This window comes from Bartonella sp. CE47NXGY (genome assembly GCF_042195415.1).
Classification (GTDB): domain Bacteria; phylum Pseudomonadota; class Alphaproteobacteria; order Rhizobiales; family Rhizobiaceae; genus Bartonella.
On sequence record NZ_JBHIOI010000011.1, the window covers coordinates 1 to 24,774 of the forward strand.

The following is a 24,774-nucleotide window of genomic DNA, read 5'->3' on the forward strand; positions in this document are numbered from 1 at the left end:
GATCAATTTTATTGAAAAGTTGCGTGAACACTGTAAAGTCCATGGAATTCCTCTTTAACGAATTTTCAACTTTTTATATGCTTTTTGAGCATTTTTCGTTGAATTTTTTTAAGGATAAAATGAAACTTCGTAGACCTTTTCGATCTATGAGAGAGAATTGAGTATTACGCATTAACTTTTTCTTTTTACGAGCATACAGGAAAAATAATATACAAAATATTGCTACAAAAAGCTTTACCTAATGAATCTTATGGTAGGCATGTTCGTGTTTTTACTATTCAAAATTTTTATGTTATGTTTATCTTTCTGTTGTTTGATAAGTGTATGTTCAGCATTGCGTAAATGTGTAACCATTTGTAGTTTTGCTGTTTCATTTTGTAGCATAGCAAGCATTCCAATTATATGTGCTTGTAACTCGGCAATACTTTTTAGATCTTTTGTTGTCGTGATCTCGTTTAATAGTTCTTCAATTTGCTGAAAACGATTGTTTGCTTCTTGAAAAGTTTTTAAACTTACGGCTTTATCAGTGATGGCTGCATATTGGATACGCTTGTTGATAAAACTGCTAGATTCATGGATAGTGACAGGAATTTCTTCTTCTTTTAAAATATTTTCAAGTGATGTAGATAGAGCAGAAGTTTTATTTCTATTGTAGAGATTCTCTGGATTTTTGAGAAAAAAGCTACTGTGATCTGTTTGTACATTTTTAAGTTTTTTAGTGTCGAATTTTTGGCTTCCCGTTATAGACTCGTGTATCTTTTTTACTTCCTCAAGGTGTTTTTTTAGCATATCGAGAAGTTGGGCATCAGGTGGCGCTTTCTTTTGCTGTGGAGTTTTTTTAGACTTTGATGTATTTGAAGATGAACTTCCAAAAAAATTGGGCCACTTCGTTGGAACGGATGCCGATAAATCCGCCGACCCAGCGCCCCAAACCCAAGCCATCGCTGGGTTTGAAACCCCTAAAGTTATTACAACTACTATTGAAATGACCTTTTTTTTCATGTTTCCCTCCTGTCATTTTTTGCGTGCTGTAAGAAAATTGGTAACCATATTGCCGGATCATCACCAACTTCTGCGATAATGCTTTCGGCTAACTCTGCGTTATCAGGCGTTCCTGATAACACTAAGAGCTCGTCACTAAAGTCGTGTTCGATGGTTTTTCCATCGCGTGTTAGATGGAATTTACCAAGATTCAGTTCTGCAAGCGCAGATTGATCACCCTGCTTAATGAGGAATTGGCGACTAAACTCACCAAGTCCTTTAACGAGTTCAAATTCGGCATCTGTTAGTTTAAAGCCTTTTGTATAATCTTCATAATTTGCTTTGGGATTGGCTAGAAAAATGTAAGTTGCACACTGTTGAATGAGTGTTTTGGCAATATTACTTTCCAAGGCATCGCTAGGCTCTTGTGTTGCATAAACAAAAATACCATTTTGTTTACGGATGGTCTTTTGTTTATTTTTGGCTAAATCTTCAAAGTACGGATCTTGCAAAGGCTTCCAAAACTCGTCAAAGATATACATAAACCGCTGTCCGCTAATCATGCCTTCTGTGCGGTAAAGCAAATACATCATCACTGGAGTGCGAGTTTCAAAATTATCTAAGAATTCCGTGATATCAAAGCCGTAAATTTGATGTGTTGAGAGATCAAGAGCATCATGGGGATTATCAAACAACCACCCATAATCACCACCTTCACACCATTTTAGTAAGCGAGCATGAACAGATGGGTGAGCATTATAATCACTTAAACGTGGATTTGGTAAAAATTGTACTAGAAAGGACAAACGACGGAGTGATCGGTCAATGTTAGCACTCATAACAGACATAACTGCTTTGTTAATTTCTTCTTCGTCGTGATGCGTGACTTCACCACCAGCTTCTGCCAATTTTTTAACAAATTGTTTCAGAAAAATAAGATTTTCTTGTGTGGGTGGGAGTTGGAAAGGATTGAAACCACTTTTTCTGCCTGGCTTGAATGTTAAATATTTTCCACCCATCGCCCGAATGGCAATTTCCATGCCACGATCTTTATCAAAAACAACAGTTGTCGGCTTAAATTTTTGTGCTTGTGCTAACAAAAAGCCGAGTAACACGGTTTTACCGGAACCAGATTGTCCGATAAGTGCGGTATTACCAAGTAAACGTTTATCTGTCGAGTCCTCTTCAAGTTTGGAGGCATGAAAGTTGAAATAAAGCGGTGTTTTACTGGTTGTTTTAAGAATTGTGACGGCTGGTCCCCATGGGTTGCCAGTGGGTTTTCCTGACATAAAATTATGAAAAGATGAAAATGACAAAAAGTTCAATGATGTAATCGGAGCAGGACGTGGTCTCCATTTCCAATTGCCAGGAAGTTGTGCCCAATAGCCAGCCTCTATCGCTAAGTCTACAGGTTTGGGCAGTACCGCAACGTCTAGTAATGCTGCACTTGCTTTGGCCATATGGTCGCGAACTTGTTGAATTGTATCACCATAGATCGTCAATGTGCAGTGATGTTCTCCCATGACAAAATGCCCACTGATAAGCTGGTTTAGTGCTTCGTCAATTTGTTCAATTTGGCTCGTTGCCACATCTCGTGCATCAATAAGATTACGCTGATGCCGTTGTAAATAGTCTTTAGCAGCATGTCGGGAGAGCACTGAAAAGCTCTGCGTCAATACGAACTCGAAGTCACTTTCCAACAAAACATTTAATTGTCCTGGTTTGGTTGTTGCATCATATTCTTTAATTTCAAGCATTCCAAATCGACGCATTCCACTGGTTGTTCGCAGTTCACCAAGAGCGCCCCATTTTGAGAAAAAAGGTCGATTGACAGACATATAGTCAGCAAAACGGTCATGGCAAATTGGCATAGGGCGATATTCACCATTGACAAGCATTCCAAGGAATTCAAGTGCAGAAGAATAAGCATGCCCATTTTTTTCATAAGCACCAAGAAGTTCTGCACCGTAACGGTTTAAAGATTGGCCTAAAGTACGATTGATGTCATTGAGTTCTTTGATACATGTGTCTTGTCGCATCTTTTTTTGATCAAGCGTTTCACGTTCATGTTTAGAAAAGAACGACATAATTTTATCCGCTATCGGTTGAAAAATGACAGTCAGATATAAATCATTGACCATCAAATTATAACCAGTAAAGCTTTGTCGATATTTTTCATCAAGTTGATAGCAAAACATTTGATCAAATGTTGAATCAGGATATTCATAAACACGGCGGCGCACAATATGCGTCCAAAATGATAAATTGGCTGATGCAAGACCCCGTAGAGTATTGTTAAGCTCTTTTATCCATTGAAAAATATCTTCTTCTGAAGCGCTTTGATGCGAACGCCCATCAATTTTCCAAATTGACAAATATTCCGCATTTTTAGTAGAAATAATCGTATCTGTAATATGATGTGAATAAGGCAGAAACAGGCTTACAGGTGTCTCTGATGCAAGGCGTTTGCTGCTTTCAACAGCTGTCATGTTTATCTCCTTTTACTATAATCAGAGGGACTATAACTTGATGCGCCCCAAAAACCTTTGTTGCGATTGCGAAATTTAGTATCGATCCATAACCACCAGATACGAAACGCCTTATCATCGTTTTTAGTAATTTGCACCATAATAAACCATAATGGAGGTGCTATAATCCACAAAAAGATACTTACTGTCATAGCAATAACAGCAACCCCCATAACCATAACGATAAATGGCATCATGGGGACACCCCATATCGTTGGAACACGTGTTGCTCCTTTGAATAGGGGGAATTCTTTTTTTTCTTGCGATTTCATGGAATGTTCTCGTCACTGGAGGTGAAATAATATGTGGCTAATATAAAAAGCTGCACCAGCAATAATGACACTGAATGCCCATCGCATAAATGTAGCTCTTGCGATAATGCGAAATATATAAATAAGCAAAAGTAATAAAAGAACGATAGCAGCAACGATAGGAATAATTATACTTAATCCATATTGCATCCCTATGAAAACATCTAAACTCTTTGTTTCCGTCTGAGCATATGCAGATTGAGTTATTAATAACATAATCAAAGTTATAAAAATAGCACTAATCTTACATATTTTTGATTGAAGCGTATTTAATTGTTTCATATCTTTTATCCCCTTTTAATTAAATTGCTATAAATAATTTCCTTTTTTCGTAGTATGAGCGATATTATTACTGGTACAAATCTATAATCAACGAACATTAAAAACATTACGTATTATACTAATTTATGCTTGACCTGTAAATAGCAGTTTAGCAAGTTGGGTTGCCGAGCCAGCAATGACAACGCCGATTGCCCACCGTACAAACGTATCTTTTCCTATGTAGCGGCCTGCGTAACCAATTGCTAAGCACAAAAGTATCACGGCAGCAGCAACAGGAATAATGTGATCAATAAGATCTTTTTTTAGAGCATCTAGAGCTTTTTCAGCAGGAGCTAATTTTGCATTTGCATATGCAGACTGTGTTATAAAAAATGCAATTATAGCTGTAGAAATTACTATGATTCTGTTGTTATTTTGTGTTTGGACATTAATTAATTTTCGCATATTTTACTTTCATTAAATTTTCATGAATATTTTATACTTTTTAAAATAAACAAATTGGTATATTTATATGTTACAAATAGCAAGTATAAACTCTTACTTTAAAAACATTATGTGTTATATAAGCTTATTATTTACCTGTAAATAACAGTGTAGAAAGTTGTGTTGCTGAGCCAGCGATGACAACGCCAATCGCCCACCGTACAAACGTATCTTTTCCAATGTAGCGCCCTGCATAGGCAATTGCTAAACACAAAAGTATAACAGCAGCGGCGAGAGGGATAATCGCTTTTAAGTCATTTTGGAGTGCATCTAACGCCTTTTTTGCAGGATCTAATTTTACATTTGCATATACGGGATTCGTTATAAAAAAGGCACTTAGAGCTGCAGAAATTACGATAATTTTGTTATTATTTTTTAATTTGAGATTAATTAATTTTTTCATATTTTACTCTTATCAATACTTTGTATATTCTTAATATAAACGAAATATCACATAATATGTTTAAATTTATCAAACATAAACTCTCACATTAGAGACATTATGTCTTATAAAGACTCACACTTGCCCCTTGAATAACAGGCTCGCAAGTTGGGTTGCTGAGCCAGCGACGATAACACCGATTGCCCACCGTACAAATGTATCTTTTCCGATGTAACGTCCAGCATAACCAATTGCTAAGCATAAAAGAATAACGGCAGCAGCAACAGGAATAATATTAGTAGTAAGATCTGTTTGCAGAGTTTTTAAAGCATCTTCAGCTTTTAGTTTTGCATACGCAGGATGTACTATAAAAAATAAACTTATAGCCGAAGAAATTGCTGTGATTCTATTGTTATTTTTTAATCGGAAATCAATTAATTTTTTCATATTTTACTCTTAATTAATGCTCTTATTAATACTTTGTATTTATTATTATAAAACATATGAGATTTTTATATGTGTATAATAATTAGATATAAAACCTTATGATAAAAATATTATGCATTATATAGACTTACGCTTGCCCCTTGAATAACAGGCTCGCAAGTTGGGTTGCTGAGCCAGCGACGACAACGCCAATCGCCCAGCGTACAAATGTATCCTTTTCTATGTAGCGGCCTGCGTAACCAATTGCTAAGCATAATAGTATAACAGCAGCAGCGACAGGAATAATATTAGTATTAAGATCTTTTTGGAGTTCTTCTAAAGCTGTTTTTGCAGGAGCTAAACCGTTTGCTTGGGCCCATACGGGATGTGTTATAAAAAATACAGTTATAGCTGCAGAAAGTGTGATGATTTTGTTATTGTTCTTTGATTCGAAACTAATTAGTTTTTGCATATTTCTCTCACTAAGATTATAGATAACATTTTGTATTATAGCTATCATCTTTAATTTTAATTAACTGCACCTGTGAATAAAAGCTTAGCAAGCTGGGTTGCTGAGCCAGCGACGACAACGCCGATTGCCCATCGTATAAATGTATCTTTTCCGATGTAGCGTCCAGCATAACCAATTGCTAAGCATAAAAGTATAACAGCAGCAGCGACAGGAATAATATGAGTATTAAGATCTTTTTGGAGTTCTTCTAAAGCTGTTTTTGCAGGAGTTAATTTTACTTGGGCCCATACGGGATGTGTTATAAAAAATATAGTTATAGCTGCAGAAAGTGTGATGATTTTGTTATTGTTCTTTGATTCGAAACTAATTAGTTTTTGCATATTTCTCTCACTAAGATTATAGATAACATTTTGTATTATAGCTATCATCTTTAATTTTAATTAACTGCACCTGTGAATAAAAGCTTAGCAAGCTGGGTTGCTGAGCCAGCGATAACAACACCGATTGCCCATCGTATAAATGTATCCTTTTCGATGTAACGCCCTGCATAGAGAATGGCTAGGCATAAAAGTATAACAGCAGCAGCAACAGGAATAATATTAGTAGTAAGATCTGTTTGTAGAGCTGTTAAAGCTTTGTTTGCATGTTCTATTGCTGCACATGCAGGATTTCTCATAAAAAATATAGTTACAGCAGCAGAAATTGCTGCAACTTTGTTATTACTTTTTGGCTGGAGGTTAATTAATTTTCGCATATTTCTCTCATTAAGATTTTAAATAACATTTTGTATTATAGCTGTCATCTTTAATTTTAACTAACTACACCTTTGAATAACAGTTGAGCAAGCTGGGTTGCTGAGCCAGCGACAACAACGCCGATTGCCCATCGTATAAATGTATCTTTTCCGATGTAGCGTCCAGCATAGAGAATGGCTAGGCATAAAAGTATAACAGCAGCAGCAACAGGAATAATATTTTTAACAAGATCATCTTGCAAAGTGTCTAGAGCTTGTTTTGCATTTTTTAATTGCACTGCATATGCAGGATTGCTAATAAAAAGTACAGTTAAAGCTGCAGAAATTATTATAATTTCATTATTATTTTTCTGGAAATTAGTTAATTTTCTCATATTTAGCTTCATTGATTTATCATAAATATTTTTTCTACGAAATAAGAAACAATTTCATTGATGCATAATGAAAGCATTGAAATCCAAAGTTTCTTTTACAAAAAATATTTCTTATTCCAAAAGATTTATCAGTTAGGTTTAAATAATAAACCGGCAAGTTCAGCTGCTGAGCCCGCGATAACGACACCAATTGCCCACCGTACGAATGTGTCTTTTCCGATGTAGCGTCCTGCATAACCAATTGCTAAGCATAATAGTATAACAGCAGCAGCGAGAGGGATAAGCAACTTTAAGTCATCACGGAGTTTTTCTAAAGCACCTTTTGCAGTTGTTAATTGTTGAGCATACACAGGATTGGACATAAAAAATACAGTTAAAGCTGCAGAGGTTTTAGTAGCTTTATTCCGAATTATTGTTTGAAGAACTTTTGATTTTTTCATATTGTTTATCTCAATTTAGATTTCGCTTTAGGATAAAAAGATATTTTATACAGCATGACTTTTTTATTACGCGCTTTTGAATAACATATTTGCAAGTTCAGCTGCTGAGCCCGCGATAACGACACCAATTGCCCACCGTACGAATGTATCTTTTCCGATGTAGCGCCCTGCATAACCAATTGCTAAGCACAAAAGTATCACGGCAGCAGCAATGGGGATAATCGTTTTTAAGTCTGTTTGGAGTGCAGTTAAAGCTTTGTTTGCAGGCTCTAAAACTACTGCTTGGGCTAACACAGGATTAGCGATAAAAAATACAGCTGAAACTGCAAAGTTTTTAATAGTTTTATTATGAATTATTCTTTGAAGGATATTTAATTGTTTCATATTTTTATCTCAATTTATATCACATTGGTATGAGTAATCTCTTTTCTTCAATATGTTTTTTATTGAATACAATGAAAATACTGAAATCTAAATTTTCTTTCATGAAAATTTATGCAGTTTTAAATAATAAACCGGCAAGTTCAGCTGCTGAACCAGCGATAACGACACCAATTGCCCACCGTACGAATGTATCTTTTTCGATGTAGCGCCCTGCATAACCAATTGCTAAGCACAAAAGTATCACGGCAGCAGCAATGGGGATAATCGTTTTTAAGTCTGTTTGGAGTCCCTCTAAAGCAGTTTTTGCATTTGTTAATTTTGCTTGAGCATACGCAGAATTGCTCATAAAAAATACAGTTAAAGCTGCAGAGGCTTTAGTAGCTTTATTCCAAATTATTGTTTGAAGAATTTTTGATTGTTTCATATTGTTCAACCTTATCAAATTGTATTTGGCGCAAGTAGTTTTTCCATGAAATAGGGATAATTTCATTGAATTGATGTGGAATAAAAGTATTAAAGTCTAAAATTCTTTTTTCATGAAAGAAATACTTCGTGTTTAATAGGATTTATCAGGTGTTTTTAAATAACAAATTAGCAAGCTCAGCTGCTGAACCAGCGATAACGACACCAATTGCCCACCGTACAAATGTATCTTTTCCGATATAGCGCCCTGCATAACCAATTGCTAAGCACAAAAGTATAACGGCAGCAGCAATGGGGATAATATCTTTCAAGTCTTTTTGGAGCGCTTTTAAAGCGTTGTCTGCAGGAGTTAAAACTACTGCTTGGGCTAACACAGGATTGGCCATAAAAAATACAGTTAAAGCTGCAGAGGCTTTAGTAGTTTTATTCCAAATTATTGTTTGAAGAGTTTTTAATTGTTTCATATTGCTTATTCCAATTTAGATTACAGTTAGTATAAATAAACTCTTTTTTCGATATAGTTTTTATTGTGCTAAATAAAAATACAGAAATCTAAGTTTCTTATTTCATGAAAGAAACATTTTATGTTTAAATAGATTTATCAGTTGGATTTAAATAATAAATTGGCAAGTTCAGCTGCTGAACCAGCGATAACAACACCGATTGCCCACCGTACAAATGTGTCTTTTCCGATGTAGCGCCCTGCATAACCAATTGCTAAGCACAAAAGTATCACGGCAGCAGCAATGGGGATAATCGTTTTTAAATCTGTTTGGAGTCCCTCTAAAGCTTTTTTTGCAGGAGCTAAACCCGCTGTTTGGGCGGATACAGGATTGGTCATAAAAAATACAGTTAAAGCTGCAGAAAACGCAGCAATTTTATTACGAGCTGTTGTGTGAAGAATATTTAATTGTTTCATGTTCTTTATCCTGATTAAGATTAAAACTCCCACAAATGACCCCTCTTTCATGAAGAAACTTAAAGAGATATTTTGGATCAGCCCAAGTTCTTAGTTTTCCTCTTTGTGTAAGTAATGTATATTTATTTGGCTTTCCGGTAATTGGATCATCAGAAATAAATGTGAAATACCATTCTCTTTCTGAAAGCATCACGACTGTAATCTCACGTGCTGCTTTTTGACTAAATGCCATATCAACGCTGTTTTGTTCTATCATTTTCATTATCTTTGCCCTCAATTAGAAGAGATTTTGTTCAATCTTACTAATTAGAGCTTTAACATTTTCTTATCTACCTTTCATTATAATATCCTATCAAAATTCTAGGTTTTCGTGAAAATATCAGTCATCACTCAGTGATCTTCTCGATGAAGAAAAATCTTCAGCTGAAAAAGCATCTCTGGCGCTACTTTCTTTATGTGTAAATGCATCTTCTTCTCCTTTTGAAGAGAGAGAAAGAGAATCTACTTTAGTTGTCTGTTCTGGTTCTTCTTTTTTAAGCTTTACAGGCTCCTGCAAGTCTTCATTTCCTCGTACAGCAGCTTTTACTCCAATATATGAAGTAACTTTTTGCATACGGGTGTGGCTTGAGTTTTCTGTATTGTAAAAATTCAGCACAGACTGCAAAGTCGCTTTTTCAAAGACGCACTTTGATGTTGTTTGTTCATAGCAGTAAGTTAAAGCGCTTTGTGCAGCTGTAAGATTTCTGCAAAAATCAAATGCATCAAAAAGAGAAAACAATTTCACATTTCCAACACCAATTTGCCCTAAAATTATGTTAAAATTATGTTCACTCTGTTCAGCTGTTGCGATTGTTTCCTTAAGCTGAGATGATTGATAGAAGAAGTTATCTTTATCATCTGTTACATAGACATTGTCCCGCGCTTCTTGTTTGGCGATAACTGAAAATGCTATGGGGGGCGTATTGGATATGTATGCAGCAGCAAAAAATGTGAAATCTGGAACAATCATTAGCAATACACCTTATTACGAAGAATTTTATTAATACAAATGCTAATTCTGTGTTGTGCTTTTTCTCGTTGTCTTTTGATTTTATAAATTTGCAGAATGAGATTGTTTAGCTTAGAATATTCCTTGTGATTATTGCTTTGTTTTCTTCTAAGAATATTTCTAATATATGCGAATATCCAACCAACAAGATAAAAGTGTGGAATAAAATAGAGCACATTACGCCAACCAATATTATTCGAATCACGAAGAAAGGCGCTGCTTTTAAAAAATAATAATCTTTGATACTGTATTGAAGCTGCTTGTTTTATATAATCCTCTAGTTGCAAAAATCTTTTCAAAAAAAATTTATACGAAGTAAAAAGCCGTTGTGTATGAGGGGAGGTTTTCTTGTCATAATGAACTACACTATCATTATACAGAGAGGGCTTGTTCTTTGTTGCATATTGCCATAACTTATAGAGTGACGATTTATATTTACTTTTGACTACTGATTCATAAGATTCAGAGAGGTGTGATGGCGCTTGAGCACTGCATTTAGTAGTTTCAGCAATTGAACTGAAAAAAGATGCAGTGGTGGTAACTGATATACCAATAAACAGCTCTTTGTGGTCCAAAGCACATCTCCGTCAAAGTGATATATGTATCGTAATTTTAATTTCGATAATAAATAGACAGAAATTGTCTATAATTGTGTTTAAAATATGGCAAGAAAAGATTCTTTTTTGCAAGGGGAGTAATTAAGGTGAATGATCTCAAAAATATGAATTTTGATGAGCTACAAGAGATGCGTACACAAATCGATGTGGAATTAAAAAAACGGCAAGCAAAGGAAAAGCAAAATGCGCGACGAAAAATTCTTGAAATTGCTAATGCCCATGGAATTGATATCGCTGATCTTGTGAGCAAAGAGCGCCATTATAGAAATCCCAATAACCAATGGGAATTATGGAATGGGCGTGGACGTAGACCTAAGTGGATTAAAGAGTGGTTGGAGAATGGGTATACACTTGATGAACTCGAAGTAACGTAACACGTGTGCGATCTTTACAAGATAAGGGAATACCAAGGAATGTAAATGCAAGAAGTATGCTCTTTTGGGTAATTTAATTGTATAAATATACTGAACGAATATATTAAAGTATTGAGTTACCAAATACAATGATAGGGAGCGTGAACAATTTATTTAAATGCAAAAGGTCTTGTTGTCATAATCTGGCAAGCATAATGATGATGCCAGATTGGAATATTGTAATTGCTTTTGGCATGTGAGAGAGGGGGGATATTTTACTTCTTTTTATCGTTTCATTAACGTTGCTCTTTTTAGTCTATGTAAATAAATAGTTTTATTGATTATTTACAAAAATGGTCGAAATGAGAATAATTTATTGCATAGGGATTTTAACTCAATATGTAAAATGATAATTTTATCAATTAATATGTTAATAAATTAGCATACTTATATTTTTGAAATACTGTTCTGTAGAACAAGCCTGATGTTATAGATTTTGTTTGGTCTTTTTTCTGTAAGATTATATATGAGGCATTTACTTTATTTATCGTTCGTTTAGTTGAGATGAGTGAGTGTGTAGAAAAATGGAAAATTTCTATGGCTGTTATGGGTTTTATAGAATTTATGACATATTTCTGAGCGTTTGTGATTAAAATTCATTTATGAGCGTTTATGAATAATGAATAAAGAGTGTATTTGAAAATAAAAGGATTGGATCATTTCTATTGCGGTTTATCTTCTTTTATGGTGTGAAATAGGGGGGTATGCAGGTTTACAATTGTGTGTGATGGTATAGAGTGCGGAACACTTTGTTATATATCGGAATATTTTTTCTAAAATTGTGTGGTATTCCACAATAAGTTAAAGAGTTTGTCTGAGAAGCAGAATGCTCCAAACGGAATACATTTATGTTTCCAATTTACGCGCTTTTTTAAAAGAAAATTTTTCAATGCAACTAAGCTTATTTTATGGCGCTTCTCATGAATAGTATAACGTAAAAGCCCCTATGATCATATAAAATTCATTGTACACCACCATTTTTACTTCAATAAAAAGTATAAGCCGGCGTCCTTATACACTTTACTCGCCTCCAATATTGCTAAAGTCCTTAGTTCTTGAGAGAGGGAGGCTTTTGTCGCTTTGTTTAATTGTTTTATTTATACGACACTTTCGCTTGTGATGTGCAAGCGAATGATTTTGATTGCTTCAACATGAGAGAGATTTGAAATAAGGGTATTTTATGATCTTTAGATTTCTCACTCAATATGAGAACAATGAACTTATTATTATAAATAAAAGTGTTGTGTGCTAAAAAGTCTTGTTTATTTTATTATGCCGTGAAATGGCTTCTTTTAAGGTGTGGTGATATAAAGCAACAACCTCTTTGAGATATTAAACGTTTTTTTCAGTGCGTAGTGAATACTCTCATAATGTAGCTTGCTTGTCGAGTTTTATGTTAAGTGAAATATGGGAGGAGGAAGTCAAGAAAAAATTACTCGACAGGAATCCGGTTTGTAAACAGATTGGATGAGATAGGAATTTTTTGTTCTTTGAAGGAGGAAGGGAAAGGTTGTAAAATAGTATGAATTTTTGCTTAAAGTGGGAAGCCGCGTAGAAGACGTGGGGCATTTGGAGAGAGTCCGGCAGCTTCTTGAATGAAGTATTTTTTTATTTTTGGTGCTTGATTAATGATTCCAAGGCCGGTATCGCGGAGCATCCGTAAAAGAAGGCTATCATTAGAAAAGAGTTTATTAAGCCAATCATTGCTTAAAGCCATACGGACAATTTCAAAACGTCTCCAGCTTTGATAGCGCTCTAAAGCCGTGAGGGAGCCAATGTCAAGACCTAGTCGTGCTGTTTCAATAATCACTTCAGCCAGCGCAGCGCTATCGCGTAATCCTAAATTGAGTCCTTGTCCTGCAATGGGGTGGATGGTATGGGCGGCATCGCCAGCGAGAGCAAAACGTGGTTTAACGCATTGACGTGTTAAAGAAAGACTCAAAGGAAAAGCTTGACGTTCGCCATCCCAAGAGAGTTTGCCTAATCGATGGCCAATGCGTCTTTCGAGTTCTGTTTCAAAAATAAGTGCATCAGCTTTGAGATAATATTGCGCAGTTTTATGATCTTCATTCCACACAATGGCGGATCGGTTGCCTTTGAGAGGGAGAAGAGCAAAAGGACCGGCAGGTAAAAAATGTTGAATTGCTTGACCATTATGGGGTTTTTCATGTTCAACTGTGCAGATGATTGCTGTTTGTTTATAGGGATGAGAAAAGTTTTTAAGATCTGCTTTTTGGCGTAATTTCGAATGGGCTCCATCAGCTGCAATAAGCAATTTTGTTTGCCAAACCTCTTCATTATTTAAAGTGACGGTTGTATGTTGGTCTTCTTGATGAAAATCAATGACACGGGTGTTTGTAATAACAGGGATATTGAGATCTTTGACACGTTTTTTTAAAGTGTTGATGAGTTCTCTATGCTCTACCATAGCAGCAAAGGGCTCGCCGGGATTAATGTCGCCTTCAAAGGTTAAAAGAGTGGGTTTGACAGGATCATTTGTGCTTGTATCTGTGATGATCATTGAATGAATGGGTTGCGCATAGGGTTTTATAGATTCCCAACATTGTAATTGTTTTAACATACGAATAGAAGCAGCAGCAAGGGCAATGGTTCGTATGTTAGAAGCAGGGGTATCTCCTTGTGGAGCAGCATCAACGATTTTTATTTTCAGATTAGGGGCTGTTTGCTTGAGTGCTATCGCTAGGGTTAAACCGACAGCTGCCCCCCCTGCAATGAGCAGATCACATTGTTTAGTTTTATGAGATTTAATTTTTTTATTGGGTTGTACGTTTTTATTGCGATTAGAACACACAATACTTCTTCCATTGTTTATAGTTTGCTTTCTTTTAAAAAGAATATCTTTTTACATTGCTAAAATATCTTAACCTTTACTTTTCTCTCTGCTTTACAAAAACGAGGTTTCTTTTTAGCGCCAATCTGATGACAGATTGGTTTTTCAGAGTTTTTCTGCTTAATCATTTATGTGATTCATCTTACAGATTTATCGGATAAGCTTTTTTAAATATCTTCTTCAATTCTTTTTACACTTGGTTGATAAAAAAGAAAACTAAAAATAAACAAAGATGGTTGTGTATTTTTTTAGTTGTGTGAGTTGCTTCAGTATGCTTGTCCTGAAAGGGGCCATTTCGTTAGTATGATAGATAAAAATTGTGGTCATTCGTGATGGTTAAAACAGTATTCATATTTTGCCGTTATCATGGTGTAGCGTAAAAAATATTATTTGTTTAGGAAGGTGCTTATAGCACCCATGTAACACTTTACACATGAGGTGTTTTTTGGTTGATCGTGTGGATAAATATTCAGGGAGGGCTTTTTGTGCGCCTTATGAACGATTGTCTCTTAGGGTGGTGGGTATATGAATGATATGAAGTGATTAGAAGGTAGAACGCGCTAGATAAGAAGTCGGATTGTTTACAGGCGATTTGTTTACAAATCGGCACAGAGTTTAAGCTTCATTCTTTTTTAAGAGAGAGAGGGAGTTATAACTCTTTAAAATATGAAAGTTTTGTATTTGGAATTGATAGATGCACCGAAGTTCTTCTCCTTATGATTCATTAGAAGTGCGAAATTCTCAAGGTTCGCGTCTTATTGAGATGTTTTTACGTCAGATAGGAGTATTTATTGGGCTCGGGCTTTTGGGCTTTATTATTTTTTGTGTGTTTGCTTTGGCGACGTGGAATGTTGCGGACCCATCTTTAACTCATGCAAGTACAAATGAGGTTACAAACCTTATGGGGTGGATGGGGGCAATTTTTTCAGATTTTATTATGCAGTTTTTTGGCTTGGCAAGTCTTTCTGTTTTGTTGCCACCGTTATTTTGGTCTTTTCTCTTGTTGGCGCAAAAGAATATCTACAATTTGACTTTGCGCTTTTTTTTATGGGTGCTATCAACGATTTGTTTTTTAATTGCTTTTGCCCTTATGTCACCTGTTGCTTCTTTTACTTATTGGCCATTGCCAATGGGATTGGGAGGGGTTTTAGGAGATAAAGTTTTAAGTGTTGCTTCTTCAGTCTTTCCTCTTTTTCTTTCTCCTCCTTACACGGTGTTTTTCAGTGTTGTTTTTATTCTTTTAGGTTTTTTCACCGCTGCTTTTGCTGGTAATGTGATATGGCGGCGTCGAACAAAGAAAAGAAAAGAAAAAAGCATTCCAAAAGACGAAATCGTTAATCCAGTCTTTGAGTTGGAAGAAGATACGGAATATGCCGCAGAGGAGGATCGTGAAAATCATGGTTTTTTTGCGACAACTTGTGGCGCTCTTTTGCATCTTTTTTATTTTTTACAAGCGCGTTTTTTTCGTTTATTCTGTTTCAAAAGGCGTTTTCAGAGTAAAGGGCAAGGAAAGCCATTTGATCGGATTGAGCCAACTTTTTTAGGTGAAAAAGTAAAGTGTGAGGAAAATCAAAATAAAGCCTATGTTTCTCCTGTTAAAAATCGAAAGTCTTTAACAGCTTCTTCAAAGGGTGGTTTTGTTCTTCCTCTTGTAGATTATCTTTCGGTTCCACCACCGTCTGTTAAGGATGCAAAACTTTCTCCTGCTGTTTTAAGAGCAAATTCTCAGGAGCTTGAAGGGGTTTTGTTAGATTTTGGGGTCAAAGGCAAAATTATAGATGCTTGTCCTGGACCGGTGGTAACTTTGTATGAATTTGAACCGGCTGCAGGCATTAAGTCTTCCCGTATCATTGGTTTGGCAGATGATATTGCACGCTCGATGCGTGCGATTTCGGCGCGTGTTGCGGTGGTTCCAGGACGTAATGTTATTGGAATAGAATTGCCCAATGCAAAGCGTGAGATGGTTTATTTACGAGAAATGTTGCAGGCGCAAGAATTTATTGACAGCAAAGCAAAGCTAGGACTTGCTTTGGGTAAGACAATCGGGGGGGAAGCTGTTGTTGCAGATTTAGCAAAAATGCCCCATCTTTTGGTTGCTGGTACAACAGGATCGGGAAAGTCTGTTGCTATCAATACAATGATTTTATCATTGCTTTATCGTATGACACCTGAACAATGTCGTCTCATTATGGTGGACCCGAAAATGCTTGAGCTTTCGGTTTATGATGGCATTCCCCATTTATTAACACCCGTGGTGACGGATCCTAAAAAAGCCGTGATTGCTTTAAAGTGGGCTGTTCGTGAAATGGAAGAACGCTATAGTAAAATGTCAAAACTAGGCGTTCGTAATATTGATGGGTTTAATGCACGTCTTAGGGAAGCTGCAAGTCAGGGAGAGACAATGGTTCGGACAATTCAAGTTGGATTTGATCGTGAGACTGGTGAGCCTCTTTATGAAACGGAAACACTTGATTTTAGTCCTATGCCCTATATTGTTGTCATTATTGATGAAATGGCTGATTTGATGATGGTTGCTGGTAAAGATATTGAAGGAGCGGTTCAACGTTTAGCACAAATGGCACGTGCTGCCGGTATCCATGTAATTATGGCGACACAGCGTCCTTCCGTCGATGTTATTACTGGGACGATTAAAGCCAATTTTCCTACACGTATTTCTTTTTCTGTGAGTTCAAAAATTGATAGCCGAACAATTTTAGGCGAACAGGGGGCCGAGCAATTATTGGGACAAGGAGATATGCTCTTTATGATGGGAGGAGGACGTATTCAGCGTGTGCATGGGCCTTTTGTTGCGGATGATGAAGTGGAGCAGGTTGTTGCGCATCTCAAAGCGCAAGCACGACCGGATTATTTAGAAACAATTACGCAAGAAGTTGAAGAGGATGGTGCTGATGTTTCTTTGTCTTCTCCTTCAGAAGATGATCCCTATAGTCAAGCTGTTGCTATTGTGCTTCGTGATCGTAAGGCTTCGACCTCTTATATTCAACGCCGTTTAGGCATTGGTTATAACCGCGCTGCGACATTGATTGAGAGGATGGAAGAAGAAGGTATTATTAGTCCAGCAAATCACGCAGGGAAACGAGAAATTTTAGTGCCTGCTGAAGAAGAGCGCTTTTGAAAAATCTTTATAGTTGTTTTTTATAATACCTTGTAAAACAAGTGTTTATCCTATTGTATCGTAGAAAGTCTGCATTTTCATATACCAGCTCTCAATTTGCGATAGCTCTTTGGTACTTGAGACTCCTTATAAGGGGATTCTTTATCTTATATAACTTTTATCCATACACCAACCTTGTTTGTAACGTGCAAGCAAATGATTTGAATTGATTCAATATGAGAGAGTATGTGATGAGAGAATCTTATTGTCTTTGGCGTTATGATTTAAGTTAAAAAGATAAATTATTATAAATCAATATCTTGGTATAAAATAATGTTATTGCGAGTATAGGGGTGTAAAAGCATGTAAGACTTGATATTTTAGTGTCTTTTTAAGTGCGTTCTAAATATTTAGGGCAAGGCTGATCTGTCGAGTCTTAATATAAATGAATTATATGGGGTGGGAAGCTAAGTGAAATTTGCTAAACTCCAAACTGTTTACAGAGTGGTTCGGATGAAGATTTTTATTCTTTTGGGTGGGAAGGAAGTCAAAAAAGCATTTTTGACACTTAAAAGAGCTTTCAGGTTCGCGAGTAATATGTTTAGTCCTTAATCCATTATGTATTGACTATAATTTATGTTGCTTCATAGATTAGGGGTGGGAAAGAATATATTATGCGTTTAGAAAATCAGCAGAAAAGCAGGAAAATTTGATGATTTCGGAAACTTAAACGCAGACTGGTTATTTGGAAACGATACCGCAAGAAATAAAAAAGGATGTTTCTTTAGTTTTTTCTTTAGCAGATGATTCCTATTGTCAAGCTGTTGCTATTATGCTTCGTGATCGTAAGGCTTCAACTTCTTATATTCAATGTTGTTTAGGCATTGGTTATAATCGTGCCGCCACATTGATTGAAAGGATGGAAGAAGAAGGCATCATTAGTCCAGCTAATGATATGGGTAAGCGAAAAGTTTTGGAGACTGTCGAAGAAGAATACTTTTAAAAATCTTTTGATATTTTTTTCAAACAATATCTTTATCTTATAAAGAAGGGTATTTATTCGTCGTTGATCACTTAAGTTATGAATTATAAAGTCAATTAAGTATTGCTTGGGAGCATTTTTTATGAAAACGTCTTTTTTACTGCAAAGAAGAGTCTTTGGGTTGGTGGGAATTATTATCTTTTGGTGTTTAACTGTTCCTGCTTTTTCGCAAGCCTCTAATAAAGTGGCAAAGGCGCAGAATGTTGTGAACCATTTTGCGGCAATCAAAACAATGACAGGTGATTTTATTCAATTTAGTCCAAAGGGAAAGATGTCTCAAGGAACGTTTTATCTAGAGCGTCCAGGGAAAATTCGTTTCATTTACAAAAAAATGCCTTTACAGATTATTGCAGATGGTCAATTTGTGGGCATTAACAATCGGGCTTTGAATACTTGGAACTTTTCACAACTTTCGCAAACGCCAATGAAATTTCTGTTGGATGATAAAATTGATGTATCTTCTGGGCGCTTGTTCGCATTTCGCGAAGATCCAGGGGCCGTGACGATTGTTCTGCGTGATCAGACGATTGGGGCAGGGCAAATAAGGATGGTTTTTGATTCTAAAGGCTCTGCTTTGCGACAGTGGACAATTGTTGACCAACAAAATTTGGAAACTACTGTGCAGATTATGAATGTGCGGACAGACGTCCGGTTCGCTAATGGGATGTTCACACTTCCTTCGAAGAAATGAAGAAAGAGTGTTACGTCATTGGGATTAAAACAAATGTTCTTTCGTATTGCGACTTGGAATATTAATTCTATTCGTTTGCGTCTTGCACAGGTTTTTCAGTATTTGGAACTCTTTGCCGCAGATGTTTTGTGTCTACAGGAAACAAAATGTCCAGATGCTTTATTTCCAGTGGAGGCTTTTGAAGCAGCGGGTTATAAGCATATCGCATTGAGTGGACAAAAATCTTATAACGGGGTGGCTATTGTTTCTCGTTTGCCTTTTAAAAAGGTAGAAAAGCGTTTTTTTTGCCAAAACCAAGATTGCCGTTATATCTCAGTTATTGTGGAAGCCCATGGGAGAAGCTTGCGGATTCATAATTTTTATGTTCCTGCTGGGGGAGATATCCCTGATGCTGATGTGAATGAAAAGTTTCGTCATAAGCTTGATTTTTTAGAAGAAATGTCCTCCATTCGTGCGGATCAAGGCGATGGTCTTTCTTCTCTTTTGGTGGGAGATTTAAATATTGCTCCTTTGGCAGAGGATGTTTGGTCTCATCAGCAATTGTTGAAGGTTGTAAGCCATACTCCCATTGAAACCGAGCGTTTACAGGATTTGTGTTGTCAAGGTGGATGGGTTGATCTGATGCGGTTGCATATTCCTGTTCCTACCAAGCTTTACACATGGTGGAGTTATCGTGCTCGCGATTGGGCATTTACTGATTATGGGCGGCGGCTTGACCATGTTTGGTCTTCTCAAGATTTAGCCCCTTTTGTTGTAGATCTTTCGATTTTTCGTGATGCGCGCGGATGGGAACGTCCTTCAGATCATATTCCTGTGCAAACTGTATTTGATTTTTCACGTCAAGTTTGAAATAAGAGGTAAATAAAGTATTAATATTAAATAATGATTCTGAAAGAATGCGGGAGACTGGATGTATATCAGAAATCTCAAATGGGGCGCTTCTCGTGGATTATTTTTTAGTGTCTTGTTGTGTTTGCTTTTGTCAGGATGTATGGTTGGTCCTAATTACCAGAAAACATCTTTTCGTGTTCCAGCAGTTTGGGGAGAAAAATCTGCACAGACTGCACGGCAGCCCGTTGCGCTTGCCGGATGGTGGCGGCATTTGAATGATCCTGTTCTAGATGCGTTAATGGATTACGCGATTTCTGGAAATAATAATGTTGCTGTTGCCAAAGCTCGGGTACGTGAGGCGCGTGCGGGTTTAGGACAGGTTGTGGGAACTCTTTTGCCAAATGTGTCCAATTCAATTTCAGGAACCCGTAGTCGTTCTGGACAGTCTGATGCATTGTTCAACCAGTATAGTAGTGGTTTTGATGCAAGCTGGGAGCTTGATTTTTTTGGTGGGCATAAACGTGCGGTTGAAGCAGCGCGTTATGGCCTTGATGCGGCTGTGGAAGATATGCGCGCTACCATGGTGACATTACTAGGAGATGTGGCAACAAATTATGTGCAAATGCGTGGCTGGCAACAAAAGTTGTTTATTGTGCGGCAAATTGCTGTATCACAACGTAAAACTTATGAACTGATGCGCGCTAGATTAACAGCTGGTGATGTTTCTGAGCTTGATGTTTCAAATGCGCAAGCACAAATGGCAAATACAGAAGCAGATATATCACAGATGGAAGCGAATTTAGCAATGAGCGTTCATCGCCTTTCTGTCTTAACTGGTCGTGTGCCTACGGCATTGAAGGATCTTTTACAAAAAAATGCTAAGCATGCAAAGATTCCACAACCACGCTGGCCGATACCAGCAGGAATTCCAGCCGATATTTTGTTAACACGTCCAGATTTGCGACGGGCAGAGCGTCAATATGCGCAAGCGACAGCACGGATTGGTCAACGTGAAGCAGATCGTTATCCATCACTTACTTTAACAGGTAATATTTCGACAGCAGCAACGGCAATTGATCAATTATGGAAAAATTCAACGATTGGCTGGTCTTTTGGATCTGGTCTTCGTTTTCCTCTTTTTAATGGAGGTCAGGTCGAGGCTTCTATTGCGGTAGCGCGCGCGCAGCGTGATCAAGCTTTTATTACTTATCGAGCTGCTGTGTTGGAAGCTTTAGAAGATGTAGAAAATGCGCTTGTAAGATTAACGAAGGAACATCAACGCTTAGAAAAGCTAATCGTTGCGAATAAAGCTTCTCTTCATTCCTTAAAACTTTCACGGAACCTTTTTGAGAATGGAAATACTAGTTTTCTTGAATTGTTAAATGCTGATCGCTCTTATTATTCTGCACAAATGGCGCTTAAAGATAGCCGTGTTTCTTTGGTTACGCAATATATCACGTTGATGAAAGCATTGGGGGGGGGCTGGGATGGCGTTGTTGATGTATCGCGTCCAGAAGTCGTTGATAATGCACCTCGTTCGCGTGCAAAGGTAGGGAAATGAAAAAAAACTTACTCAAAAATTTCATTACAAAACACAAAAAACTTTCCTTCTTTTTAACTGCTATATTTCTCATTCTCTTGTTGTTATGGTTACGTTCTGTTTTTTTTGGAACATCTACTCCAACTTATATAACAGCGGTGGTGAAACGTGGGGATATTGAGGAAAGTGTTTTAGCTTCTGGTCTTGTACGTCCTTACCGGTTGGTGGCTGTTGGTGCGCGAGCAACAGGGCGTGTGGTGTCAATGCATGTTTCCCCTGGGAGTGTTGTGAAAGAAGGCGATCTCTTGGCAGAAATTGATCCTACAGATCAGGAAAATGATTTAAAAAGAAAAAAAGCAGCATTATCGCATTATTATGCGAGTTTGATAGAACAAGAAGCCTATCTTTCTCTTGCACAGAAAAATTTAGAGCGTCAGAAAAAAATGATTGAAACACGTGCGGTTTCACGTGCGAACCTCGATGAGGCTACGACACAGGTAAAAATACGCGAGGCGCAAATTGAACAACTTCGTCAGCAGATTGTGCAAGCACAAATTGATGTGGAGAGTGCAGAGGTTAATTTAGGTTATACACGCATCACTGCCCCTTCAGCGGGAACGGTTTTGGCAACAGTTGTGGAAGAAGGGCAGAATGTGAATGCGGTTCAGTCGGCGCCAACGATTGTTATTTTGGGTGATTTATCAAAGATGACGATCAAGGCGCAAATCTCAGAAGCAGATGTTCTTAAAGTCCGAGCTGGACAACCACTTTATTTTACAGTTCTAGGTAATTCACAGCGTCGTTATGAAGGCGTTTTAGAAAAAGTAGAGCCGGCTCCTGAAGCAATTCGTGCTGATGTGAGTATTAATCCTGGTATGGTGAGTGGTTCTAGTGCTTTAATATCATCGGCTATCTATTACAATGGAATTCTACATGTTGATAATGCGGACAATTTTTTGCGAACCTATATGACTGCTCAAGTTCATATTATCTTAGGGCGCGCGCAGAATGTCTTGTTGGTTCCAAGTGATGCTTTACGCGATGAGACAAGAGAGCGTAAAGCATGGGTTTCTGTTTTGGTGGGGGAAAATAAGGTGGTTACTAAACAGGTGAGCGTTGGGTTGAATAATAAGGTTATGGCAGAGATTGTTTCAGGACTTAACGAGGGTGATGTCGTCGTCACTAGTTCGTCTGATGGAGTGATGCCAGAGTCTTCTCACATGCACAGCGAAGACGAGAGTTAAAGCATGAGCACAAATCAAGCAGATGCTGTCTTCGTCTTGGAAAATATTGTGCGCAAATTTCCTGCGGGCGAAGCGTTTGTTACCGTTTTGAAAAACATCAATCTTACCATTAAACGTGGTGAAATGGTGGCAATTGTAGGTGCTTCCGGTTCAGGTAAATCGACCTTGATGAATATTTTAGGCTGTCTTGATCGTCCAACTTCTGGTCGTTATTGGATCTCTGGTAAAGAAACAGCTTCCCTTTCTGCGGATGAATTGTCGGCTTTGCGACGTAATCATTTTGGTTTTATTTTTCAGCGTTACCATTTGTTGAATGAATTGACAGCTCTTGGTAATGTTGAAATTCCGGCTATTTATGCGGGATGTGCCGTGGAAGCAAGGAAACAGCGGGCACAGGATCTTTTAACGCGTTTGGGCATGGGTGATCGGATAAATCATCGTCCAAATCAGCTTTCTGGTGGTCAGCAACAACGTGTTTCTATTGCTCGGGCGCTCATGAATAATGCGGAGGTCATTCTTGCAGATGAACCAACTGGTGCATTGGACAAAAAGAGTGGGCAAGAAGTATTGCATATTTTGGATGAACTTCATCAAGAGGGGCGTACCATTATCATTGTAACCCATGATATGCAGGTGGCTGAAAGAGCAGAGCGTATTATCGAAATCAGTGATGGGGAAATTATTGCTGATAAGCAGTCAAGGGTTGCAAAAACAAAAGTTGGTGGAAAATCTCTTCAGGAACAACAAAATCTAAAAGGCCAACAAAAACTGGGCTTTTTTCGTTCTTTTGTTGAGCGATTCCGTGAGGCGTTTGTGATGGCTCTGTTGGCAATGAATGCACATCGCATGCGGACTTTTCTAACAATGCTTGGGGTGATTATCGGTATTGGGGCGATTATTGCTATGGTGGCTTTAGGGAATGGTACACGAGAGAAAATTCTGGAAAATTTTAAAAGTTTGGGTACTAATACATTAACCATTTTTCCTGGTAAAAGTTTTTCTGATCCACAAGCAGAAAAAATAACCAGTTTGGTTGAAGCTGATGCAGAAGCCTTGTCTGGATTACCTTATGTTTCTGGTGTGACACCACAGATTTCAGCAAGCTCGAAAGTGCGTTTTGGTGCAGTTGAAGTCAATGCCATTATTGCGGGGGTGGGAGAACAATTTTTTCAGACACAGGGGCTCAAAGTTTTCAAAGGACAGTTTTTTGATCAAAAAAGTGTCCATGATCGGGCGGTTGATCTCGTGATCGAGAAAGAAGCATTGTCTGTTCTTTTCCCCCATAGCCATGAAAGCCCCCTTGGAAAGGTGGTGAATGTGGGTAATGTTCCTGCGCGTATTATTGGTGTTGTTGATTCGCAAAATAATGCAAGTGGAGATACATCAAATACTTTACAGCTTTATTTACCCTATACAACAGTGCAGACGCGTTTTCTTGGTACAACAGAAGTTCGTGCAATTATTGTTAGGATTGCTGATGATATTGATTCATATTTAGCGGAGACCATGATAAAACGTTTTCTCATTATGCGGCATGGCGGGGAGGATTTTTTCATTAGAAATTCTGAATTTTTCCGTGAACGTGTTATGGAGAGTACAAATATTTTAACACTTTTAATTTCTTCAATTGCAGCTATTTCCCTGGTTGTGGGGGGTATAGGGGTGATGAATATTATGTTGGTCACTGTTTCTGAGCGGATCAATGAAATCGGCGTGCGTATGGCAGTTGGTGCACGGCAAAGTGATATTTTACAGCAATTTCTCATTGAAGCGATTTTGGTTTGTGTGATTGGTGGTGGTTTGGGAATCTTGCTTGGACTTTCTATAGGTGGCTTGTTTCTTCTGTTTAAGGCACCTATTCATTTGGTTTATACTATTGAATCGATCATTATGTCTCTTACTTTTTCAACCCTCATAGGAATATGTTTTGGCTTTTCTCCAGCGCGGCAAGCTTCACGGCTTGACCCTGTTGTCGCCCTTTCACGCGATTAAGCTTTATCAATTGGGGCATGTTTGTTCGTGATGCTTTCCACTTGGATGAAGCATTTATGAAGCGAAACATGAATGGAAAAAGTTTAGCATTATTTGCTGCTCTATTTTAGAAAACGCTTTGTTCATTAAGTGGAGCGTACCACTAGAGGTGAACGTTTTATAAGGCACCCCATCATGTGAGATATGGTAGGCATATAAGCCTTCTTGAGGCATTAAATGTTTTGAGAATGC

General features: G+C 37.4%; 27 protein-coding genes and 1 pseudogene. 8 read left to right on the forward strand and 20 right to left on the reverse strand.

Annotated features, from left to right (window positions below; all coding sequences use genetic code 11):
- Positions 1 to 234 precede the first annotated feature (234 nt).
- The 19 genes from ACFIL3_RS04985 to ACFIL3_RS05075 all read right to left on the reverse strand — a co-directional run bounded on the left by ACFIL3_RS04985 (position 235) and on the right by ACFIL3_RS05075 (position 10,782).
- Positions 235 to 1,002: a type IV secretion system protein gene (locus tag ACFIL3_RS04985; RefSeq protein ID WP_375613870.1), complete on the reverse strand. Its 768-nt coding sequence runs from the start codon at positions 1,000 to 1,002 to the stop codon at positions 235 to 237.
- On the reverse strand, positions 999 to 3,470 hold the full coding sequence (locus ACFIL3_RS04990; protein WP_375613869.1) for a VirB4 family type IV secretion/conjugal transfer ATPase: 2,472 nt from the start codon (positions 3,468 to 3,470) through the stop codon (positions 999 to 1,001). Before ACFIL3_RS04990 ends, ACFIL3_RS04985 begins: the two co-directional genes overlap by 4 nt.
- 2 nt (positions 3,471 to 3,472) lie before the next feature.
- The gene (locus tag ACFIL3_RS04995; RefSeq protein ID WP_375613868.1) at positions 3,473 to 3,781 is read right to left on the reverse strand and encodes a type IV secretion system protein VirB3; all 309 of its coding nucleotides are present in this window, start codon (positions 3,779 to 3,781) and stop codon (positions 3,473 to 3,475) included.
- 12 nt (positions 3,782 to 3,793) lie between these two features.
- On the reverse strand, positions 3,794 to 4,102 hold the full coding sequence (locus ACFIL3_RS05000; protein ID WP_375621046.1) for a conjugal transfer protein: 309 nt from the start codon (positions 4,100 to 4,102) through the stop codon (positions 3,794 to 3,796).
- Between the two features lie 123 nt (positions 4,103 to 4,225).
- Positions 4,226 to 4,546 carry a VirB2 family type IV secretion system major pilin TrwL gene (gene trwL / locus ACFIL3_RS05005; RefSeq protein ID WP_375676964.1) on the reverse strand — a complete coding sequence of 107 codons (321 nt, stop codon included), beginning with the start codon at positions 4,544 to 4,546 and terminating at the stop codon, positions 4,226 to 4,228.
- A gap of 127 nt (positions 4,547 to 4,673) precedes the next feature.
- A complete protein-coding gene (gene trwL, locus ACFIL3_RS05010; protein ID WP_375613865.1) occupies positions 4,674 to 4,988 on the reverse strand; it encodes a VirB2 family type IV secretion system major pilin TrwL in 315 nt (104 codons plus the stop codon).
- Positions 4,989 to 5,102: 114 nt separating this feature from the next.
- Complete coding sequence (gene trwL / locus ACFIL3_RS05015) at positions 5,103 to 5,414, reverse strand: VirB2 family type IV secretion system major pilin TrwL (protein WP_375613864.1); 312 nt, start codon at positions 5,412 to 5,414, stop codon at positions 5,103 to 5,105.
- A 127-nt stretch (positions 5,415 to 5,541) separates the two neighbouring features.
- Positions 5,542 to 5,865: a VirB2 family type IV secretion system major pilin TrwL gene (gene trwL, locus ACFIL3_RS05020; RefSeq protein WP_375613863.1), complete on the reverse strand. Its 324-nt coding sequence runs from the start codon at positions 5,863 to 5,865 to the stop codon at positions 5,542 to 5,544.
- Positions 5,866 to 5,921: 56 nt separating this feature from the next.
- Positions 5,922 to 6,245: a VirB2 family type IV secretion system major pilin TrwL gene (trwL, locus tag ACFIL3_RS05025; RefSeq protein WP_375628738.1), complete on the reverse strand. Its 324-nt coding sequence runs from the start codon at positions 6,243 to 6,245 to the stop codon at positions 5,922 to 5,924.
- A gap of 56 nt (positions 6,246 to 6,301) precedes the next feature.
- A complete protein-coding gene (gene trwL, locus ACFIL3_RS05030) occupies positions 6,302 to 6,619 on the reverse strand; it encodes a VirB2 family type IV secretion system major pilin TrwL (RefSeq protein WP_375613862.1) in 318 nt (105 codons plus the stop codon).
- 56 nt (positions 6,620 to 6,675) lie between these two features.
- Positions 6,676 to 6,993, reverse strand: coding sequence for a VirB2 family type IV secretion system major pilin TrwL (gene trwL, locus ACFIL3_RS05035; protein WP_375613861.1), 318 nt, complete (start codon positions 6,991 to 6,993; stop codon positions 6,676 to 6,678).
- A gap of 128 nt (positions 6,994 to 7,121) precedes the next feature.
- Positions 7,122 to 7,433 carry a VirB2 family type IV secretion system major pilin TrwL gene (gene trwL / locus ACFIL3_RS05040; RefSeq protein ID WP_375612573.1) on the reverse strand — a complete coding sequence of 104 codons (312 nt, stop codon included), beginning with the start codon at positions 7,431 to 7,433 and terminating at the stop codon, positions 7,122 to 7,124.
- A 66-nt stretch (positions 7,434 to 7,499) separates the two neighbouring features.
- Positions 7,500 to 7,817, reverse strand: coding sequence for a VirB2 family type IV secretion system major pilin TrwL (gene trwL / locus ACFIL3_RS05045; RefSeq protein ID WP_375628732.1), 318 nt, complete (start codon positions 7,815 to 7,817; stop codon positions 7,500 to 7,502).
- 109 nt (positions 7,818 to 7,926) lie between these two features.
- Positions 7,927 to 8,241, reverse strand: a complete 315-nt coding sequence (gene trwL / locus ACFIL3_RS05050; RefSeq protein WP_375613155.1) for a VirB2 family type IV secretion system major pilin TrwL — start codon at positions 8,239 to 8,241, stop codon at positions 7,927 to 7,929.
- A gap of 145 nt (positions 8,242 to 8,386) precedes the next feature.
- On the reverse strand, positions 8,387 to 8,704 hold the full coding sequence (gene trwL, locus ACFIL3_RS05055; RefSeq protein ID WP_375613156.1) for a VirB2 family type IV secretion system major pilin TrwL: 318 nt from the start codon (positions 8,702 to 8,704) through the stop codon (positions 8,387 to 8,389).
- Positions 8,705 to 8,841: 137 nt separating this feature from the next.
- A complete protein-coding gene (trwL, locus tag ACFIL3_RS05060; RefSeq protein WP_375613157.1) occupies positions 8,842 to 9,159 on the reverse strand; it encodes a VirB2 family type IV secretion system major pilin TrwL in 318 nt (105 codons plus the stop codon).
- Positions 9,122 to 9,421, reverse strand: coding sequence for a KorA family transcriptional regulator (gene korA / locus ACFIL3_RS05065; RefSeq protein WP_375613158.1), 300 nt, complete (start codon positions 9,419 to 9,421; stop codon positions 9,122 to 9,124). The genes trwL (ACFIL3_RS05060) and korA overlap by 38 nt, the downstream gene beginning before the upstream one ends.
- Before the next feature lie 117 nt (positions 9,422 to 9,538).
- Positions 9,539 to 10,168, reverse strand: coding sequence for a TrwN protein (locus tag ACFIL3_RS05070; protein ID WP_375613159.1), 630 nt, complete (start codon positions 10,166 to 10,168; stop codon positions 9,539 to 9,541).
- Positions 10,168 to 10,782 (reverse strand): hypothetical protein, encoded by a 615-nt coding sequence (locus ACFIL3_RS05075; RefSeq protein WP_375638245.1) that lies wholly within the window; start codon positions 10,780 to 10,782, stop codon positions 10,168 to 10,170. The genes ACFIL3_RS05070 and ACFIL3_RS05075 overlap by 1 nt, the downstream gene beginning before the upstream one ends.
- Positions 10,783 to 10,910: 128 nt before the next feature.
- Between ACFIL3_RS05075 and ACFIL3_RS05080 the strand changes: the two genes are divergently transcribed.
- Complete coding sequence (locus tag ACFIL3_RS05080; RefSeq protein ID WP_015857007.1) at positions 10,911 to 11,198, forward strand: H-NS family nucleoid-associated regulatory protein; 288 nt, start codon at positions 10,911 to 10,913, stop codon at positions 11,196 to 11,198.
- A gap of 1,573 nt (positions 11,199 to 12,771) precedes the next feature.
- Here the strand turns inward: ACFIL3_RS05080 and ACFIL3_RS05085 are convergent.
- Complete coding sequence (locus ACFIL3_RS05085) at positions 12,772 to 14,049, reverse strand: ubiquinone biosynthesis hydroxylase (RefSeq protein ID WP_375681261.1); 1,278 nt, start codon at positions 14,047 to 14,049, stop codon at positions 12,772 to 12,774.
- 733 nt (positions 14,050 to 14,782) lie between these two features.
- Here ACFIL3_RS05085 and ACFIL3_RS05090 point away from each other — a divergent pair.
- From ACFIL3_RS05090 to ACFIL3_RS05120, 7 genes and pseudogenes are all read left to right on the forward strand, one after another.
- Positions 14,783 to 17,224, forward strand: a complete 2,442-nt coding sequence (locus ACFIL3_RS05090; protein WP_375649746.1) for a DNA translocase FtsK 4TM domain-containing protein — start codon at positions 14,783 to 14,785, stop codon at positions 17,222 to 17,224.
- Between the two features lie 721 nt (positions 17,225 to 17,945).
- Positions 17,946 to 18,206: pseudogene (locus ACFIL3_RS05095) on the forward strand (DNA translocase FtsK); the annotation flags it as partial.
- Positions 18,207 to 18,327: 121 nt separating this feature from the next.
- Complete coding sequence (locus tag ACFIL3_RS05100) at positions 18,328 to 18,936, forward strand: outer membrane lipoprotein carrier protein LolA (RefSeq protein WP_375649754.1); 609 nt, start codon at positions 18,328 to 18,330, stop codon at positions 18,934 to 18,936.
- Between the two features lie 33 nt (positions 18,937 to 18,969).
- On the forward strand, positions 18,970 to 19,785 hold the full coding sequence (locus ACFIL3_RS05105; RefSeq protein ID WP_375681893.1) for an exodeoxyribonuclease III: 816 nt from the start codon (positions 18,970 to 18,972) through the stop codon (positions 19,783 to 19,785).
- A gap of 61 nt (positions 19,786 to 19,846) precedes the next feature.
- Positions 19,847 to 21,328 carry an efflux transporter outer membrane subunit gene (locus ACFIL3_RS05110; RefSeq protein ID WP_375681894.1) on the forward strand — a complete coding sequence of 494 codons (1,482 nt, stop codon included), beginning with the start codon at positions 19,847 to 19,849 and terminating at the stop codon, positions 21,326 to 21,328.
- The gene (locus ACFIL3_RS05115; protein WP_375638250.1) at positions 21,325 to 22,551 is read left to right on the forward strand and encodes an efflux RND transporter periplasmic adaptor subunit; all 1,227 of its coding nucleotides are present in this window, start codon (positions 21,325 to 21,327) and stop codon (positions 22,549 to 22,551) included. Before ACFIL3_RS05110 ends, ACFIL3_RS05115 begins: the two co-directional genes overlap by 4 nt.
- A gap of 3 nt (positions 22,552 to 22,554) precedes the next feature.
- Positions 22,555 to 24,543 (forward strand): MacB family efflux pump subunit, encoded by a 1,989-nt coding sequence (locus ACFIL3_RS05120; RefSeq protein WP_375638251.1) that lies wholly within the window; start codon positions 22,555 to 22,557, stop codon positions 24,541 to 24,543.
- Positions 24,544 to 24,774 lie beyond the last annotated feature (231 nt).

What these genes read in the sequence shown, in the direction of transcription:
- trwL (WP_375613155.1), bottom strand. Translation starts at nt 8,241, where the DNA reads ATGAAACAATCAAAAATTCTTCAAACAATAATTTGGAATAAAGCTACT.
- trwL (WP_375628732.1), bottom strand. Translation starts at nt 7,817, where the DNA reads ATGAAACAATTAAATATCCTTCAAAGAATAATTCATAATAAAACTATT.
- trwL (WP_375628738.1), bottom strand. Translation starts at nt 6,245, where the DNA reads ATGCAAAAACTAATTAGTTTCGAATCAAAGAACAATAACAAAATCATC.
- ACFIL3_RS04985 (WP_375613870.1), bottom strand. Translation starts at nt 1,002, where the DNA reads ATGAAAAAAAAGGTCATTTCAATAGTAGTTGTAATAACTTTAGGGGTT.
- ACFIL3_RS05110 (WP_375681894.1), top strand. Translation starts at nt 19,847, where the DNA reads ATGTATATCAGAAATCTCAAATGGGGCGCTTCTCGTGGATTATTTTTT.
- ACFIL3_RS05000 (WP_375621046.1), bottom strand. Translation starts at nt 4,102, where the DNA reads ATGAAACAATTAAATACGCTTCAATCAAAAATATGTAAGATTAGTGCT.
- ACFIL3_RS04990 (WP_375613869.1), bottom strand. Translation starts at nt 3,470, where the DNA reads ATGACAGCTGTTGAAAGCAGCAAACGCCTTGCATCAGAGACACCTGTA.
- ACFIL3_RS05090 (WP_375649746.1), top strand. Translation starts at nt 14,783, where the DNA reads ATGCACCGAAGTTCTTCTCCTTATGATTCATTAGAAGTGCGAAATTCT.
- trwL (WP_375613862.1), bottom strand. Translation starts at nt 6,619, where the DNA reads ATGCGAAAATTAATTAACCTCCAGCCAAAAAGTAATAACAAAGTTGCA.
- ACFIL3_RS05120 (WP_375638251.1), top strand. Translation starts at nt 22,555, where the DNA reads ATGAGCACAAATCAAGCAGATGCTGTCTTCGTCTTGGAAAATATTGTG.
- ACFIL3_RS05105 (WP_375681893.1), top strand. Translation starts at nt 18,970, where the DNA reads ATGTTCTTTCGTATTGCGACTTGGAATATTAATTCTATTCGTTTGCGT.
- trwL (WP_375676964.1), bottom strand. Translation starts at nt 4,546, where the DNA reads ATGCGAAAATTAATTAATGTCCAAACACAAAATAACAACAGAATCATA.
- trwL (WP_375613157.1), bottom strand. Translation starts at nt 9,159, where the DNA reads ATGAAACAATTAAATATTCTTCACACAACAGCTCGTAATAAAATTGCT.
- ACFIL3_RS04995 (WP_375613868.1), bottom strand. Translation starts at nt 3,781, where the DNA reads ATGAAATCGCAAGAAAAAAAAGAATTCCCCCTATTCAAAGGAGCAACA.
- trwL (WP_375613863.1), bottom strand. Translation starts at nt 5,865, where the DNA reads ATGCAAAAACTAATTAGTTTCGAATCAAAGAACAATAACAAAATCATC.
- trwL (WP_375613865.1), bottom strand. Translation starts at nt 4,988, where the DNA reads ATGAAAAAATTAATTAATCTCAAATTAAAAAATAATAACAAAATTATC.
- trwL (WP_375613156.1), bottom strand. Translation starts at nt 8,704, where the DNA reads ATGAAACAATTAAAAACTCTTCAAACAATAATTTGGAATAAAACTACT.
- ACFIL3_RS05070 (WP_375613159.1), bottom strand. Translation starts at nt 10,168, where the DNA reads ATGATTGTTCCAGATTTCACATTTTTTGCTGCTGCATACATATCCAAT.
- trwL (WP_375612573.1), bottom strand. Translation starts at nt 7,433, where the DNA reads ATGAAAAAATCAAAAGTTCTTCAAACAATAATTCGGAATAAAGCTACT.
- trwL (WP_375613861.1), bottom strand. Translation starts at nt 6,993, where the DNA reads ATGAGAAAATTAACTAATTTCCAGAAAAATAATAATGAAATTATAATA.
- trwL (WP_375613864.1), bottom strand. Translation starts at nt 5,414, where the DNA reads ATGAAAAAATTAATTGATTTCCGATTAAAAAATAACAATAGAATCACA.
- korA (WP_375613158.1), bottom strand. Translation starts at nt 9,421, where the DNA reads ATGAAAATGATAGAACAAAACAGCGTTGATATGGCATTTAGTCAAAAA.
- ACFIL3_RS05115 (WP_375638250.1), top strand. Translation starts at nt 21,325, where the DNA reads ATGAAAAAAAACTTACTCAAAAATTTCATTACAAAACACAAAAAACTT.
- ACFIL3_RS05100 (WP_375649754.1), top strand. Translation starts at nt 18,328, where the DNA reads ATGAAAACGTCTTTTTTACTGCAAAGAAGAGTCTTTGGGTTGGTGGGA.